Source organism: Flavobacterium bizetiae (genome assembly GCF_902804475.1).
Classification (GTDB): domain Bacteria; phylum Bacteroidota; class Bacteroidia; order Flavobacteriales; family Flavobacteriaceae; genus Flavobacterium; species Flavobacterium bizetiae.
Genome location: NZ_CADCSU010000045.1, coordinates 23,109 through 40,452, shown reverse-complemented (window position 1 = coordinate 40,452; position 17,344 = coordinate 23,109). Strand labels below are relative to the sequence as shown.

At 35.8% G+C, this 17,344-nt stretch carries 10 protein-coding genes; 1 reads left to right on the top strand and 9 read right to left on the bottom strand.

Annotation, left to right across the window (positions count from 1 at the left end; all coding sequences use genetic code 11):
- Positions 1–276 precede the first annotated feature (276 nt).
- Positions 277–705 (top strand): SRPBCC family protein, encoded by a 429-nt coding sequence (locus FLACOL7796_RS03995; RefSeq protein ID WP_173969542.1) that lies wholly within the window; start codon positions 277–279, stop codon positions 703–705.
- A 337-nt stretch (positions 706–1,042) separates the two neighbouring features.
- Here FLACOL7796_RS03995 and FLACOL7796_RS03990 read toward each other — a convergent pair whose 3' ends face one another.
- From FLACOL7796_RS03990 to FLACOL7796_RS03950, 9 genes are all read right to left on the bottom strand, one after another.
- Positions 1,043–1,900, bottom strand: coding sequence for a class D beta-lactamase (locus FLACOL7796_RS03990; RefSeq protein WP_173969541.1), 858 nt, complete (start codon positions 1,898–1,900; stop codon positions 1,043–1,045).
- Positions 1,901–2,384: 484 nt separating this feature from the next.
- Entirely contained in the window at positions 2,385–3,656 is a 1,272-nt protein-coding gene (locus FLACOL7796_RS03985; RefSeq protein ID WP_173969540.1) for an acyltransferase family protein, read from the bottom strand.
- 65 nt (positions 3,657–3,721) lie between these two features.
- The gene (locus FLACOL7796_RS03980; RefSeq protein WP_173969539.1) at positions 3,722–4,930 is read right to left on the bottom strand and encodes an anhydro-N-acetylmuramic acid kinase; all 1,209 of its coding nucleotides are present in this window, start codon (positions 4,928–4,930) and stop codon (positions 3,722–3,724) included.
- A gap of 134 nt (positions 4,931–5,064) precedes the next feature.
- A complete protein-coding gene (locus FLACOL7796_RS03975; RefSeq protein ID WP_173969538.1) occupies positions 5,065–8,067 on the bottom strand; it encodes a glycoside hydrolase family 3 N-terminal domain-containing protein in 3,003 nt (1,000 codons plus the stop codon).
- Between the two features lie 79 nt (positions 8,068–8,146).
- Entirely contained in the window at positions 8,147–9,652 is a 1,506-nt protein-coding gene (locus tag FLACOL7796_RS03970) for a sodium:solute symporter (protein WP_173969537.1), read from the bottom strand.
- A 128-nt stretch (positions 9,653–9,780) separates the two neighbouring features.
- Entirely contained in the window at positions 9,781–10,647 is an 867-nt protein-coding gene (gene murQ, locus FLACOL7796_RS03965; protein WP_394367904.1) for an N-acetylmuramic acid 6-phosphate etherase, read from the bottom strand.
- 159 nt (positions 10,648–10,806) lie between these two features.
- A complete protein-coding gene (locus tag FLACOL7796_RS03960) occupies positions 10,807–12,006 on the bottom strand; it encodes an exo-beta-N-acetylmuramidase NamZ family protein (protein WP_173969535.1) in 1,200 nt (399 codons plus the stop codon).
- A gap of 258 nt (positions 12,007–12,264) precedes the next feature.
- Positions 12,265–13,998, bottom strand: coding sequence for a RagB/SusD family nutrient uptake outer membrane protein (locus FLACOL7796_RS03955; protein ID WP_173969534.1), 1,734 nt, complete (start codon positions 13,996–13,998; stop codon positions 12,265–12,267).
- A 24-nt stretch (positions 13,999–14,022) separates the two neighbouring features.
- On the bottom strand, positions 14,023–17,310 hold the full coding sequence (locus FLACOL7796_RS03950; RefSeq protein WP_173969533.1) for a SusC/RagA family TonB-linked outer membrane protein: 3,288 nt from the start codon (positions 17,308–17,310) through the stop codon (positions 14,023–14,025).
- Positions 17,311–17,344 lie beyond the last annotated feature (34 nt).

Below are 17,344 nucleotides of genomic sequence, written 5' to 3'. Positions count from 1 at the left end.
TGTTTTTATTTTAAACAGTCGATTGCAAGTACAACTTTGTCTTTGGTAGAATTGTTTCCAAATAGCCTTAGCTATTATAATTCATTTAAAGTTACTTAAATAAATTCTCATAATAATCAAAAAAGCGCACTAGATTGCTCAATTTAGGTTTGGAGTAATCCCGTTTTTATACCTCAACAAAGCAAATTTACATGTAAAATTTTCAAAAATAGCACCATTGTCGGAGCGATACAATTTTCATTAACTTTGAATTTGCCAATCTAAAAAGTCTTGAAAATGGAAAAAATAGAGCACATCAATTATATCAAATCACCTATTGCAACTGTTTACAAAACACTAACCACGCAAGACGGACTTCATGATGTCTGGACAACAGAACTCATTGTAAAACCGGAAGTTGGTTTTATTAATGAGTTTGATTTCGGAGATAATGATACCACAAAAATGAAGATAGTAGAATTGTCTTCAAATAAAAGAATACTTTGGGAATGTGTCGATTCTGACCCGGAATGGATTGGTACAAAAATTTCGTTCGACCTTACCGAAAAAAACGGAGTTACGGCAGTCGTTCTCAAACATTTTGATTGGCGGGAATTAACAGAGTTTTACCAATGGTGCAATTACAATTGGGCAATGTTTCTGTTAAGCCTTAAAAGTCATTGTGAAGATGGCGAAGGAACACCATATCAAAAACGAAAGTTTTAGTTTTTAGGTGAATAAAAATTCCGGCGGAACGCTATGTATTGTTTTGTTATTCAGATAGATACTATGTCACCCCGCTGGGGCTTTTTCTTTTTCAATATGAAATTTCTATAAATATACCGTCCCGCTGGGACTATTCATTCAGTAATTCAAGCTCCAGCGGAGCGCCATATTTATAGCGATATATTTATAGCAATATACAAGTTCTGACCTTGCAGCTCCAGCGGAGCGTTATATTTATAGCAATATATAAGCCCCTGATCTTTTAGCTCCAGCGGAGCGAAATATATCATTACGTTGGAAATTTCACTAATCAGATGTTATTTTGATGCGCTCCTTTTTACTGTATGATATTCAAATCCCTAAAAACAGATTTTGTAATCTCTTTTCGGCAATTGCCAAAACTAGCACTATTTTGTTTTCGATCCTGCAATAGGCGTGTGGCAAAAAAGTACGTTCCGTTTTTATTCTCGAGATAACCTACCCACCAACCCGTATTGATGTTATTTTCTCTGGTCCAGCCAGTTTTTGAATGAATAGTATACTCTTGATTTTGTTCTGTTATCATTACCTTTTTTACAATGTCGATATTGCGTTTAGAGAAAGGCAGTTTTTCGTCATAAAAATTCTTCAGAAACTCCACCTGATTGATAGGTGAAATTCCAAAAGCACCAAAATTCCAAAAGTCCGGATCTGTTTGCGAAAGATCAAGATTTCCGTAATGGCAACGTTTTAAATATTTTTTGTAATTATCCTTCCCGATTTTCTTTGCTAATTCGATAAACGCCCAACCTGCCGAAACTTCAAAAGCTTCTTTTACAGCTATATCGTGGTAAATATTGGGGCGATAATCGTATTTTATGGTATCAGTACTTCCGGGCCATTTTACAATATCATTCTCACTCAAAATCGTTTTGGTTTCCAGAGCAATAAGCAAGTTAATAATCTTAAATGTAGAAGCAGGCAATGTTTCTTTTCTTGTGGCAACGGTGTCAGATACAATCCATTTATGATTTTTATTATCATAAATCACAATAGCGCCATCAACATTACAATCGTCAAAGTATTTTTTAAAATCCTGACGCACCAAAACCTCATCAACATTTGATTTTATTAATTGATTGTCTTTTCTCTTAGTCGAACAAGAAAATAGAAGTGCGATAAAAAGAAATCCCCAAATAAATTGCCTTAATCTCATGTTGTTTTTTTAAATAAAAATTTAGGAGCTAGATAAACTATAAATACATTGTTCAAAGCTTTATTATAACGCCATGTATTATTTTTGTCATATTGATAATATGTCACCCCGCTGGGGCTCTTCTTCATAATCAATATAAAATTGCTATAAATATACCGTCCCGCCGGGACTATTTCTTTAGTGAATCAAGCTCCAGCGGAGCGCCATATTTATAGCAGTATAAAAGTCCCTGATCTAAAGCTCCAGCGGAGCGATATATTTATAGGGATATATTTATAGCAATATGTTTTTTTAGGAGCTAATCCCGCACCCGAGCCTGAAAGTGCGAACTGGCGAAGCAATCCGTTCCAATCTTTTGTGGCGAACACCGCCACAAAAGGATTTCCTCCCGAAGCCTCGGGACTATCGGGGCTAGGACAATCATTGTCATAAAAAATTCGTACTCATTCGTGAAATTCGTGGCAAAAAAAACTAGTAAACTTTTTTACACCTTAAAAATCAATTTCTTTTTATAGAAAACCCATAATATGCAAGACCAAAAAACAGCATAAGAAAGTGCATAAGCCAAAGACGCATTCAAAGGATTTTCGAAACAAGGCGCAATCCCGAATTTGTAAATTGAAGTTTGTAAACTGATTTCTTCCGAAGCCATTTCAGGATTCTGAATTTTAATCGAACCTAAAACTCTCGGGATTATTCCTGAAAAGAAAAACACAATCATAGGATTTACACCCCAGATTAAAAACAGTTTTGTCCATTTGGTATAATTGGCAACATCTATTATGTAGTACAATATCGTTAAACATATTGTCGCGATTCCGGCTGTATATAAAACATACGAACTTGTCCAAAGGGATTTATTAATAGGGAAAAAAGTGTTCCAAAGTAAACCCAGAATCAATAAAGAAACTCCGGCGATGGCTAATTTCTTTACAATCTCGATTTTGGTAATCTGAAGATTTAATATTTGTCCAATAAACATTCCAACAATTCCGGTTCCTATAGCAGGCAAAGTGCTCAGAATTCCTTCAGGATCCCAGGTTTTACTCGAAGCCCATAAATGTCCGTTTAAAAGTAAATTGTCTAACCATGCAGCCAGATTAGTTCCTTTTTCGAAATTTGCAGGACCAAATCCCGGAACCGGAACAAAAGCCATCAAAAGCCAGTAAATCACTAATATCGAAGCCGCAACGATAAGCTGTGTTTTCAGGTTTGTTTTTAAATATAAAATAGAAGTAAAGAAATACACAATTCCTATTCGTTGTAAAACGCCCGGAATTCTTACGTCTTCAAAAGCTTCTATTCCGCTGTAGGCTAAGGATATTAAAATCGCAAATATTCCTACTGCGAGATAGGTTTTTACTTTTAAACTAAAGTTTCCTAGCAAAGCATAAGCTACTGCAAAAGTGATCAATAATCTCAAAATCAATAGAGGAATTCCTTCTAAACCAAATAATTGGAATCGGCTGAAAAAAGCCAGAAAAAATCCTAAACAGAAAATACGTAACGACCGAACTATAATTTTATTAAAAACTGCTGCATCAAAATGTTTTACCGGCATGGCAAACGGAATCGCGGTTCCCATTATAAAAACAAAAAATGGAAATACTAAATCGGTAGGAGTGCAGCCGTGCCATTCAGCATGTTCTAAAGGCGGATATATCGAGGCCCAGCTTCCGGGATTATTGACGATTGTCATCAATAAAATAGTAAATCCTCTAAATACATCTAGTGAAATTAAACGTTCTTTTGTCATTGGTTGGGGTTGTTTTTTGGTTTCGTTAATTTATCTGAAAGAGAAAATTGTATTAGGTTTTATTTTTAGTTCGGAAAAGAAATTTTCCCCATCGATACAGACGGAATTCTTTTTCTTGGGCCAAAATCTGAAGTGCCTCCGGAAACGGTTTCATTGGCTAAAATGGCAAATAATATGGCTTCTTTGGCATCGCCGGAAATTCCTAAAACATCGGTATTTTTAAATGTGCAAGGCAATAGTTCTTTTAGCCAACCCACTAATAATGGATTATGAGCGCCTCCGCCAGACATGTAAACAGTAAAAGTTTCGGGAGAATAAGTTGTATTGTTGATGGCCGAATGTATGGCATCGGCAATAGTTTCAGCACTAAATCTCGTTAATGTGGCGAGTAAATCTTCAATAGTAATTTTTTCGGTTTTACTTTGAGTTTGCGCTTTTCGAACATAATCGATACTAAAAAGTTCCGGACCTGTAGTTTTCGGGAATGGTTTCGAAAAGAATTCATCAGCCTTTAAAGCCTCTAAAAGAGCAGGATTTACGTTGCCTTGTTTCGCAATTTTGGCATCTTTATCATATGATTTATCCGGAAAATAAAGTCGGGTAAAAGCATCAATCAAGGTATTTCCGGTTCCGGTATCGGTCACAAAAACTTCTTCAGGATTATGGGTTGATGATAAATAAGTAAAATTGGCAATACCGCCCATATTAAGCATAATGCGGTTTTTATCTTTTTTGCTAAACAAAAAATAATCTCCATAAACGGCCAATGGAGCTCCTTCGCCGCCAGCAGCAAGGTGTTTTTGCCTAAAGTCGGAAATGGTTATAATTCCGGTTTTTACGGCAATATGATCCCCGTCGCCAATTTGTAAAGTGGCATTTGGAAATTTTTCCTGCTGATGTAAAATCTTCGGCGCATGAAAAACGGTTTGTCCGTGCGAAGCGACCAAATCAATTTTTTCTGCCGGAATTTTCCAGTGGTTCAAACGATCCAGAATAATATTAGCATGAAGAATCCCAATCCATTCATTTAGTAAAACCAAATGTTGAAAATCGATTGTTTGTTTTGCAAATACATTTCGGATTTCTGTTTTTACTTCTTCAGAATAATCAACGGTATCAAATTGAATTAATTCAACCTGTGTATTTTCGCCTGAACCTGAAATTTCGCATAAAGCCACATCCAAACCATCTAATGAAGTACCAGACATTAATCCGATAATGGTTCGCGATGGTTTTTGGGCAATTTTATACAGTGATTCCAGATTTGCGTTCATGATATTGTTTTTTTATAAATAGAATTATTCTTTGTTGGCTATAATTTTGAACCATATAAGGAATATAAGAACATATTAGTTTTGCTCTAACATTTAAATGAACTTACATTCCTTATATGGTTAATTATAATTTTTTACTTCACCATAATAGCTTCCTGAATAATTTGCTGAATTTCTTCTCTAATTTTTCCTTTGGCTAGTTTATTCTCGTCGCCATTTACTCCGGGATAGGTTCTGTTGGATAAAAATACATAAACAATTTCTGTTTCGGGATCAACCCAGGCGATGTTTCCTGTAAATCCTGTGTGACCAAAACTAGACGGAGATACGCAAGCACAAGTTGGACCGTCTTTGCCTATTCTTTTATCAAAACCTAAACCTCTTTGGACACCTTTATCTGCATAATAACAAGTATTGAAAGCATCAAATGTTTGTGACGAGAAATACTCTTTATTACCGTAATTTCCTTTTTGCAAATACAATTGCATCATTTTGGCAACATCCATCGCGTTAGAAAAAATTCCGGCGTGACCGGCAACTCCGCCTTCCATAGCCGCTGCCATATCGTGCACATAACCCTGAATAACCTGATGTCTGAAATAGGTATCAATCTCAGTAGGAGCAATGTTGCTTTTATCGAATTTGTCTAACGGATTGTAAAGCGTATTATTCATCCCGAGTGTGCTGTAAAAATTCTGCCTGCTCAGATCTTCCAGTTTTTTATGCGTTTTTCTTTCCAGATATTCTTTTAAAATAATAAAAGTAAAGTCGCTGTATTTGTATTCTTTTTTAAGCGATAACGGACTATCGGCAATGATTTTCATGATGGTGTCGTGATAGTCATTTCGAATATAAAGGCTGTCTGCCACTTTTGTTGTAAAGTTCGATCCGGCAACTTTACGATAGTATTTTTCAGATGGTTTTCCTTGTGGGTCTAAAGTTGCTTTATAGAAAGGAATCCAGGCCTGAAGTCCGGCGTAATGCGTTAACAAATCTTTGAAAATGATGTTTTCTTTGTTTGTTTTGGCAAAAAACGGCACCATATCTTTTAGTTTCGTGTCCAGATTTACTTTTTCTTTATCGTACAATTGCATCACATTTGGTAATGTCGAAATCATTTTTGAGATCGAAGCAACATCATAAAGATCTGTATTGGTTACTTTTTTTCCGTTTTCGTAAGTTTGATTCCCGTACGATTTCTGAAAAATAACATTTCCTTTTCGGGCTACTAAAACCTGCATTCCCGGTGCCATTTTTCCGTCGATTGCTTTTTGCGCCACGGCATCAATTTTTGATAAAATCGCCGGATTCATATTCACATTTTCAGGAGCATTAAAAGCCAGACGATTTAATTTTTCTGTAGATAATCCTTCGTTTACTTTGAAAAAATTATTGATCGATACCGGCAGTTTTCCTTTGGCTTCGATGGCTCCAAAAAGTAATTCAGCCGAAACTACCTGACTGATATCTGAGTTTTGATAAGAAACCACTAAACCTTCGATATCATCAAAATTATTAATAGACAATAACGAATAAGGTTTGGCAAAGATGTCAAGAATTACGTCGTTGCGTTTTGCAATTTCTTTTAGCCAAAGCATTTCTGTTAATGTAAATTCTTGCTTTTCCCAAGGTTTATTTACTTTATGAAAACTGATAATCACCTTATCAAACTTTTTCAATTCCTTATTCAGGCTATCAAGATTGGTGTCTTTAACTTCGGTTATTTCAGTATATTTTTTTAATGTAGAAATGAAAGCACTGTTCGTATCATCGCCCAATTTTACGTAGGCAATTTTCTCTTCTAAGTTTTTGATAGGCAATATTTCCTTTTCGTTTTTTAGAACAGTAACGGCGTTTTCGTATAATTTATAATGCAAAGCATCATTTTGCGACGGATTAAGATCGTTGTAAATATTGGCCATATCTATTGGCTTGTATTTGTTTAATCCGGCCTTGAATTTATAATGTAATATCTTTTTTACCGAATGTGCAAGACGTTCCTCAGTAATTACATTTTCAGTATAAGCTGCTTCTAATTTTTGAACGGCCACGGGAACATTTTCCGGACAAAGTAGAACATCATTTCCGGCAAGAATTACGGCAATTTCTAAATCTCCGGGACCTTTAAAATTGCTGGCGCCTTTCATCGCCAAACCATCGGTAAAAATCAAGCCTTCGAAACCTAATTCTTTCTGAAGCAGGTTCGTAACCACATTATAAGAAGCCGAAGAAGGAAGATTTGGAATTGGCTCTAAACTCGGAATATTAAGATGTCCGACCATAACAGATACTAAACCTTCGTCGAATATTCTTTTGTACGGATATAATTCTATTTGCTCCAGTCTTTCTTTCGAAAAATTAACCAAAGGCAAAGCATGGTGAGAATCGGTTGCGGTGTCTCCGTGTCCCGGGAAATGTTTTCCGGTACTAAAAACGCCCTGACTTTGTACGCCTTTCATTAAAGCAATTGCTTTTTCGCTTACATTAACTTTGTCTTCACCAAAAGAACGGTTCCCGATAATTGGATTTTTAGGATTGGTATTGATATCCAGAACAGGAGCGAAGTTAAAATGAATTCCGATTCGCTTGTTTTCATTGGCCATGTTTCGTCCAACGTTTTCAATTAATTTTAAATCCTGAATCGCACCCAAAGTCATATTCCACGGATATCGGTAAGTAGAATCTAATCGCATGGCTAATCCCCATTCGGCATCAATTCCTACGAATAAAGGTACTTTTGCTTTCGACTGATATAAATTGGTTAGTTTGGCCTGACGAACCGGACCGCCCTGAAAAAAGATTACTCCGCCAACTTTATATTCCTGAACTAATTTTTTGACTTCGTTTACGTGAACAGAATCTTTATTAGAATAAGCCGAAATCATAAACAACTGACCTACTTTTTCACGAAGTGACATTTTACTGTAAATGCTGTCGACCCAGGCAGTTTCTTTGTCAGAGTCTTTAAAAAAAGTCTTTTTCTCTGATGTTTTTGGGGCAACGTAAACTACCGTATCTTTTGTAACAGGATCTGTTTTTAAATCTTTAACTGTATTGTCTTTTTTAGAAACGCCACAATTGGTGATTAAAAATAAAAATGAAGCGCAAAGGCTGATTTTTATGATGTAATCTTTCATGTTTATTATTTTTTGGGCAATTGAAACTTAATAAAAGTATCAATTGATTAATCAATAGGGTTGTGTTTTTAAGGTGGTTTTAAAAACTTATTTTTTCTGTGCTGCGGGAACTTGTCAGGTATAATCCTAAATAAGTGATAAGTCCGTTAAGTACAATTAATTCATTATCAAAAACATATCCTGCAAATAATGCTGCTGAATTTTCGTTTATTAAATACGTAAAGAAAGGCGATAATAAGCAAATTACGGGAACAAATTTGTCTTTTACATGTCTTGATTTCTGGAACAATCCAAAAGCATATAATCCTAGTAACGGACCATAAGTATACGAAGCCACTTTGAAGATCATGCCCACTACAGAACTATCGTTGATCGAGTTGAAAATAAGGATCACAAAGAAAATCAATGCCGAGAAACTAATGTGCACGATATGTCTTGTTCGAACGGTATTTTTCTTGCTGTTTTCGGCTTTGTCCATGCCTAAAAAATCAACGCAAAAAGAAGTCGTTAATGCTGTTAATGCCGAATCTGTTGTGGCAAATGTTGCTGCGATGATTCCTAACAAAAATACAATAGCAGGAATTGTAGCCAAATGGTTCAGTGCGATTTCCGGGAAAAGTAAATCGGTTCTTGGTTTTCCTGTAACTAAATCCGTTGGAATCGCGATGCCGTTTTTGTTGGCATAGATATAAAGCAAAGCTCCAACACTCAAAAAGAAAATGTTGATCACAACAAAGATTCCTGTAAAGGTGAACATGTTTTTTTGTGCCTCGCCAATGTTTTTACAGCTCAGGTTTTTTTGCATTAAATCCTGATCAAGTCCTGTCATGGCGATTGTTACAAACATTCCGCCTAATATTTGTTTTACAAAATGAAATTTGCTTCCGAGAAAATCATCAAAGAAAAATATTTTAGAATAATTGCTGTTTTTTACTTCTTCGAAAGCGCCAATAGCACTTAAATCCATACGATCACAAATGAAATAAATGGTAAGGAAAACCGATGTTACCAGAAAAAACGTTTGCAAAGTATCTGTAATAATAATGGTTTTAAGTCCGCCTCTGTAGGTATAAGAAAAAATAAGTACAAGAGAAATCAGGACGGTAAAGGCAAACGGAATATTATAAAAATCAAATACAAAACGCTGTAATACAATAACCACTAAATAAAGTCGGAACGCCGAACTAACAGTTCTGCTGATCAGGAAAATAGAAGCGGCAGTTTTATAGCTGTAAAAGCCCATTCTTTGCTCGATATAACCGTAAATCGACGTTAGATTCATACGATAATACAAGGGCAATAATAATTTTGTAATTACTATAAATCCTAATGCATTGCCCAAAACAAACTGAAAATATTTGAATTGCTCGCCACTTGGCGCACCCACTTCTCCGGGAACTGATATAAAAGTAACTCCGGAAAGAGCGGTTCCTATCATCCCAAAAGCAACCAGATACCATTTTGAATTTTTATTGGCGGTAAAAAAAGCATCATTTCCGCCATCTTTTCTACTCACTCTGTGCGAGATATAAAATAAGGTTCCGAAATAAATGATGATAAGAAGGAGGATGGTACTTGGTGTCATTGTATAGTTGGGTGGTTTTGGTTTGTTATGTTGATTAAATCTGACCGGTTTCTAAAACCCGCCAGATTTTCGTTGCATTTCGAAATTTATAAATTAAAATTTTAAAGACTATAAATCTATTAAAAATTTTAGTTTTCCATGTTTTTGGTTTGTGACAATAATACGGCTCTTACACTTTTGTGTTTTTGCAGTAATTCTTCGGCTAAATCATATTCAATTGTAAGTTCTTCCATAATCATTTTGATACCGCGTTTTACCAGTTTTTCGTTAGAAAGCTGCATATCGACCATTTTGTTGCCTTTTACTTTTCCTAATTTAATCATTACCGAAGTTGAGATCATATTTAAGGTTAGTTTTTGGGCTGTTCCGGCTTTCATTCTCGTACTTCCGGTAAGGAATTCTGGGCCTACAATTAATTCGATAGGATAATCGGCTTCCTGAGCGATAAGTCCGTTGCTGATGCAGGAAATACTTCCTGTCTTAATATTGTGTTCTTTGGCTTTTTTCAAAGCGCCTAAAACATAAGGTGTATTTCCGGAAGCTGCGATCCCGATAATAAAATCCAAGCTTGAGATTTCAAATTTGGCAAGGTCTTTCCAGGCTTGCTCAGTATCGTCTTCGGCATTTTCTACGGCTTTTCTAATGGCAGTATCTCCACCGGCAATAATTCCGATAATCATATCATGCGGTACACCAAAAGTTGGCGGACATTCTGATGCATCCAGGATTCCAATTCGTCCGGAAGTTCCGGCTCCAATATAAAATAATCGACCGCCCAATTGCATTTTTTTTACAATGGCCTTAACCAGTTTTTCGATTTTAGGAATTTGCTCGTCGATAATATGCGGTACTTTTTTGTCCTCTGTATTGATATTCGTAAGAAGTTCTTTCACGCTCATTTGATCCAAGTCTTTGTACAAAGATTCTTGTTCAGTTTCAGGATTTTTATTTTTCATTTTTCTTTTTTTGATTTTTGAAACCAAAGTTGTTCGAATAACCGGTTTCGATATTTTGCAATTTAGTTGGTTCTATTTTTACTCGTTGGGTATTTTTTTTAAACACATAGTCCCGAAGCTTCGGAATAGTTTATTACTTTAAAAAAGGCATTTCATTTATTTAAAAAAAACATAAGAACTATATGTAATAACAATTGTTTAATAGAGTAGGTAAGCTTTTCTCATTTTTTTGAAGGTTTCTAAATCCTTCTGCCAGCTCTTTCTTATTTCATTTTCTGAAACTCCGCTTTCTATTTGTTGTTGTAATTTTTTTGTTCCGGCAAGTTTGGTGAAAAACGGATTGAAAAATTTCGTTTTATCACTTGTATTTTGATAGGCTTTTATGAGCCATTTAAGTTCTAATTGAGTGAGTTTTGGGTACGAAGTTAAATCTTCTCCAAAACATTCTTTTCCGTTATAAAGCGGATCTTTGGCTCCAAAATTTGGTTTTGGAGTAAAAGTAAAACTGGTTTTCGTTAAAAAAGGAGAACCATAAATCTGAAATTGTTTTTCGGTTCCGCGTCCCATAATTACGTTTGTTCCTTCAAAAAGGCATAAACTGGCGTATAAGTTAATCGATTGGTTATTAGGTAAATTAGGAGATGGTTTTGCAAGTAAACTATAAGACATATCTCGTTTGTAATCTACACACGGAATCACGGTTAGTTTGCATTGTACCGCATTTTTTAGCCATTTTTCGCCGTTGATCATTTTCGAATATTCTCCAATTGTCATTCCATGAAGCAACGGAATAGGGTGCATACCTACAAAACTGGTGAATTCTTTTTCTAAAAGTGGTCCGTCTACAATACCGCCATTTGGGTTAGGTCTGTCCAGAACTATAAGCGGAATTCCGTTTTCTGCACAAGCTTCCATCACATAATGCAAAGAAGAGATATAAGTATAAAAACGCGCACCGACATCCTGCAAATCGAATATCATAACATCGATTCCGGTTAATTGAGCTGCTTTTGGTTTTTTATTGTCTCCGTAAAGAGAAATGATAGGTAATCCTGTTTTTGGGTCTTTTCCGTCAACTACATGTTCTCCTGCATCTGCAGTTCCTCTAAAGCCGTGTTCTGGTGCAAAAATGGTTTGTACGGCCACTTTTTTTTCTAATAAAAAATCTACCAAATGTGTTTTATCAGATAAAATTCCGGTTTGATTGGTAACGATGCCTACTTTTTTATCTTTTAATAAAGGCAGGTATTTTTCGTAATTATCGGCTCCGGTTTTAATGGTCGAAGCTTTAATTTCGTGAATGTTATTTTTTGCAGTTTTTTGAAATGAGTTAGAATAAGACGGTGTGTATATTATAGAAGCTGCTATAAAGACACTTTTTGCTATGAATTTTATCATTTTAAATTACAGTTTAGTAGTGAGAAGACAAAAATTGACTCAATAAAATTATAGTATTATTTGATTGGGTTGCCTGATTTTTTGATTGGATGATGTTTGTGTGGTATTCTTGAAGGATTTGGTCTATGATTTTTAGACCGCAATTTTATTTTTGTCCAATTACTGTTTGTCTTTTTTACAAAGAAATAATTTTAAAATACTACCTCTGGTTTTGATGCCCAGAGGTAGTGTATTATTTTTTGGTTTAGTAACTAAGAATTACCAACCTGGGTTTTGTTTTAATGTAACACCTTGAGCTTTATACAAATCAATATCATTTGTTGGGATATTCATTAAGTAATGTTTTGCTTCAAAGTTTCTTGCACTTGAAGGATAAATTTTCACATATCCATTACCATCTACTACCGTTTGTGATCCTATCGGAGTACCAATTCTGGCTCCAAGATTTACATCAGGATTTTTTGAAGTATCAAGATAATCTCCTTTTTTCCAACGGTAAATATCTGCTTGTCTTAAAGTCGTCCAGCTCATGAATTCGATTTGACGTTCACGACGTACTTCCCAAATAAGCGGACTTACAACACCAGAGATTTGTTCTAATGCTGAAGTTCTTCTAGGGTCGTTAATCACTACACTTCCGGCAGAAGCATTATTTCCGTCAGTTGTCAAAGCAGCAATTCCTGCACGTGCACGTACTTTATTGATTGAGATATCAAGATCATTATTTGTAGCAGTACCTAATTCAGCACAAGCCTCAGCGTAGTTTAAGTATACTTCGCTTAATGTAAATACTGGCGCATCAGTATAGTTACGTCCACCTGTTGTAACATCAGGACCAGTTGTAGCAGGATTGTTGTACAATTCGAATACATATCCTGACATCGAAACTAAAGCTGTAGTACCAAAAGGTTTTCCTTTATAACCGTAGTTTGCAGGGTTTACAGTTTTTCCAAAACGTGGATCTCTGTTAGCAAAAGTTTTAGTTACGTTATCATCACCAGTATACTGAGCGTTTCCAACTTGTTGAATTGGTAATCCGTTTGTCGTTACATAACTATCAGCAGCCCATTTTGTTAAACCGTACTGAATCGTAGATGTATTCGTATAGTTTTGTAAAGAGTGCATCAATACGTTTGTTAAATAACGTTTTGCAAGTATCACTTCGCTATTACCAAGTAATTCAACTGAATTATAAAGTGATTTCCAGTCGGCGTTTAATTTATAAACCGGATTGTTCATTACCGCTAACGAAGCTACTTTTGCTTTGTTAAGGTAAGCGCTGCCATCCTGACCTAAATGGTATTTTCTGTACGTTCCTTCATAAATACAGGCATTACTTAATGCTGCATAAGCTGTGTATTTATTTACCGTAGCATTTTTATCATCTGATGGAAGCATTAAGTTTGCGGCCTCTTCTAGATCTGCAATTACTTTATCCATAATCTCTGCTCTTGGCATTGCCGGAGCATAAACTGCAGGATCTCCCTGAACTAAATATCTGTCAGTATACGGAACATCTCCCATTTTTTGCACTAAACGATAGTATGTATAAGCTCTAAAGAATTTTGCAACCCCAATATAGTGGTTCTTTTTCTCTGCAGACATGCTCACTGTTGGTATTTTTTCCAACATTAAGTTACAACGACGAATAAGCGTGTAATATTCATTCCATGAGTAAACATTTGTGGTAGCAGCAGTAACCGGCATTTGATAAAAAGTAAATGCTGATAAGTTATCATCTACTTTATAATCACTTCCATGATAATAGAAAAAAGAAAGTCCGATTGTTGTACCATTTCCGTAGCCATAAAAAGTATCATAATTAAGCCATGAAAATGTTTTTACATTATCTTCTGATTGCCAGAAGTTTTCGTTTGTAAATTTATCTGCAGGATCATCTGTTAAATAATCTGAACAACTAACCGCCGTTGTTGCTACTACAGCTGTAGCAAACATCAGCAGAAATTTTGATTTTATATTTGAATTTTTCATTTTAAAAGTTTTGAATGGTTAGTATTAAAAAGCAAGCTCAACACCAAAAGAGATTGTTTTGGTATAAGGATAAGCTCTTCCCCAGAACACCTCTGCTTCATCAATTTCAGGGTCAACAGGAAGACGTTTGTCTGCCCAAGTCACTAAGTTTTCTCCTGATGCATAAATTCTTACTTTCTCTAAGCGTGCTCTTTTTACTAAATCTTTTGACAGTGAATATCCAAGAGTAACATTTTTTAGACGTAAATAAGACATGTCTAGCAAATATCTTGTTGATGTAACAAAGTTGTTTGAACCTGAAGTACCCGAACCAAGAGTATTAGCTTCATTTCCATAATATGGATTTGGCCAATAAGCCTGAGTATTTTCTGGTGTCCAGTAATCAGCCTGGTTAGCATACATTTGCTGAGGCGCACGGTAGAAAGGCAATACTGCATCTGAAGCAGCCCAGTAATCACGTTTTCCAACTCCTTGAAAGAAACCAGAAATATCAAATCCGCGGTATTTTCCACCCAATGTAATACCATATTTGTAACGTGGCGTTGAATTACCAATTTTTTTCAAATCTCCGTGATCGTCTGCAGTTCCTGCACCACGACTGATAACTCCGTCGCCATCAAGATCTACATAATGAACATCTCCTGCTCCGTATTTAAAGTTACCTACCATTGTTTTAGAGTAATCAACACCATTTACTGTTTTACCGTTATTGGTAATTACGTCATCAGCCTGAAGAAGTCTGTCGCTGGTTAAACCCCAGATTTGTCCAATTTCGAATCCGTCATAATAAGGATATGTAGTAGTAGTAACTAAACCTAATAACTTAGAAGTGTTGTTCCATTTTGTAATTACAGATTTGTAATCAGATAAAGCTACATCAACAAATACAGAAGCATTTTCGCTTAAGTTTTTATTAAAGTTCAAAGACAATTCCCATCCTCTTGTTCTCATGTTTCCTGAGTTGGTTTGAGCTGCATTTTGACCAAATGAACCCGGAAGTGTTATACCAGGAGCCAACATTCCTTTTGTATCACGCTGGTACCAGTCAAACGAAGCACCAAGCATATCTAATATTTTAATATCAATACCCACATCTTTTGTGTATACTTTTTCCCATGTTAATGCAGGATCAACGTTAGTTGGTAAACCTGTAGAAGGAGGCAATGTAGAACCGCTATTTACCCATGAAGGATTAGAAGAATTCATGATCGATAAGAAAGCATTGTTTCCTACGTTTTGATTTCCGATTGCACCAATAGAACCACGAATTTTAAGGTCGTTTAACCAACCACGTGTGCTTTCCATGAATTTTTCATTCACAATTTTATATCCTACAGAAGCAGAAGGGAAGAATCCCCATTGTTCGTTTGTAGGGAATTTTGAAGAACCATCGTAACGTGCATTCAATTCTAATAAATAAATTCCGTTGTAATCATAGTTAATACGAGCAAAGAAACCTGCGATAGAATACGTTGTTTCTGCCGGATTAAGTGAAGTATTTGCAGATCCTGAAACAAATTGTTCTCCTACTGCAAGATTAAACTCTGGTTTTGATTTGTCTAAAAGGGTATTTCTTCTCGCATAATTACGAGAGAAATCCTGCCACTCAGAGTTAAAACCTCCTAAAACTTTAAAACTATGTTTGTCTATTTGTTTTTTGTAGTTAGCATAAATGTTAACAACATTGGTAATAGATTCTGATTTAGATTGTGCTACATAATCATTTCCGGCTTCAAGAGTTGCAGGAACTGCAGTTTGAATTGTTGTAGCATCGTATGGCATAGCAGACCAGCTGTCCCATGCTAAGAATTTACCACCATTTTGTTTTCTGTTGTACGTTTCAGTTACACTGCTAACCTCAGCAATTACATTAAGATCTTTTGTAATATCTGCTGTAAATTTACCACTTAACCTGTTATTACGTTTAACGTTTTCATTTCGTGATGCATTAGCTAAATATCCTCCTGCAGTACGGAAATTATACCCTCTGTATGTTCCGAAGTTCGGGAAATATTGTCCCCAACGAAGTGCATATCCAAAATAACCTGTATAAAGCGGATCATCAGTACCAGCACCACCGTAGTAGTTAAATGGTTGGTCGTATGTACTGTTAATCGTCATTACTTTGAAATCCGCCGTAAGCCAGTCAGCTAATTTTGTAGTAAATCCTAAGTTGATGTTTGTTCTTTGTCTTTGTTCCTGATTTACTCTTAACATACCCTCCTGGTTAGTAAGAGCAAGCGAAGCAAAGAACGAACTTTTTTCTCCTAAATTACCTTGCGCAGAAAGATTGTGAGTAGTCTGAAGCGCATTTTTTGCATACAATTCTTTGTTATTATCCCAAACTCTGTAGAAGTAAGGTGTACCATTTTTAATCTCCCAGTCTTCACCATAAACCATTTCATTACTGGTACGATTGTGTGCATATTTTTCTTTCCAGTTTTTAATTCCGGCTAGTAAAGTATTGTAGTTTGCACCAAAAATTTCCGGTACAGAACCATCAGTACGTGTTCCTGCAGCAACCAGCCCGGGAATTTCTTCTGTTGGATCTAAGAATTGTAAAGTAGAAATTGGGTTCGTAAACGCCGTATTGGCAGAATAAGAAAATCTTACTTTTCCTTCTCCGGTTTTTCCTCCTTTAGTTGTGATCAATACCACCCCAAAAGCAGCACGCGCACCATAGATAGAAGCCGAAGCAGCATCTTTAAGTACCGTCATTGTTGCGATATCATTTGGGTTAATAAGTGATAAATCTGTAGGAACCCCATCAACTAATATTAAAGGAGCATCTGAACCATTAATAGTACCGGCTCCACGTATGTTAATAGTAGCCGCACGATTCATATTTCCTGAGTTAAAACTAACATTTACCCCCGGTGTAGTACCTTGTAAAGCTTTACTTACATCAGTAAGAGGTCTGCTTCCAATTGTTTTAGCTACATCGATTGAGGCAACAGCTCCGGTTAAGTTTGTTTTTTTCTGAGAAGAGAATCCCACCACAACAACTTCGTCTAGTTTTGACGTACTCTCAGCAAGAGAAATGTTGATCTTTTGTTGCCCGTCAATTTTTACCACTTGTGTCTCAGATCCCATGTAGCTGAAAACTAAGCTTTGCCCTGGCGAGGCAGGAATACTGTAGTTTCCGTCAAAGTCGGTAGTGGTTCCGTTTTTAGTTCCTTGTATAAGGATACTAACCCCTGGTATAGGAAACCCATCCGTTTTGCTTTTTACAGTTCCGGTAATTGTTTTTGTTTGCCCAAATGTTACTTGAATGAACAAAACCAACAATGAAATAAGGAATAATTTTTTCATGATTATTTGGTTTTTTTAATGGTTGTTGAGCAAA

Bases quoted from the DNA above. Each gene is read 5' to 3' on its own strand.
- FLACOL7796_RS03995 (WP_173969542.1), top strand. From the start codon at position 277: ATGGAAAAAATAGAGCACATCAATTATATCAAATCACCTATTGCAACT.
- FLACOL7796_RS03980 (WP_173969539.1), bottom strand. From the start codon at position 4,930: ATGAACGCAAATCTGGAATCACTGTATAAAATTGCCCAAAAACCATCG.
- FLACOL7796_RS03950 (WP_173969533.1), bottom strand. From the start codon at position 17,310: ATGAAAAAATTATTCCTTATTTCATTGTTGGTTTTGTTCATTCAAGTA.
- FLACOL7796_RS03985 (WP_173969540.1), bottom strand. From the start codon at position 3,656: ATGACAAAAGAACGTTTAATTTCACTAGATGTATTTAGAGGATTTACT.
- FLACOL7796_RS03975 (WP_173969538.1), bottom strand. From the start codon at position 8,067: ATGAAAGATTACATCATAAAAATCAGCCTTTGCGCTTCATTTTTATTT.
- FLACOL7796_RS03960 (WP_173969535.1), bottom strand. From the start codon at position 12,006: ATGATAAAATTCATAGCAAAAAGTGTCTTTATAGCAGCTTCTATAATA.
- FLACOL7796_RS03955 (WP_173969534.1), bottom strand. From the start codon at position 13,998: ATGAAAAATTCAAATATAAAATCAAAATTTCTGCTGATGTTTGCTACA.
- FLACOL7796_RS03990 (WP_173969541.1), bottom strand. From the start codon at position 1,900: ATGAGATTAAGGCAATTTATTTGGGGATTTCTTTTTATCGCACTTCTA.
- FLACOL7796_RS03970 (WP_173969537.1), bottom strand. From the start codon at position 9,652: ATGACACCAAGTACCATCCTCCTTCTTATCATCATTTATTTCGGAACC.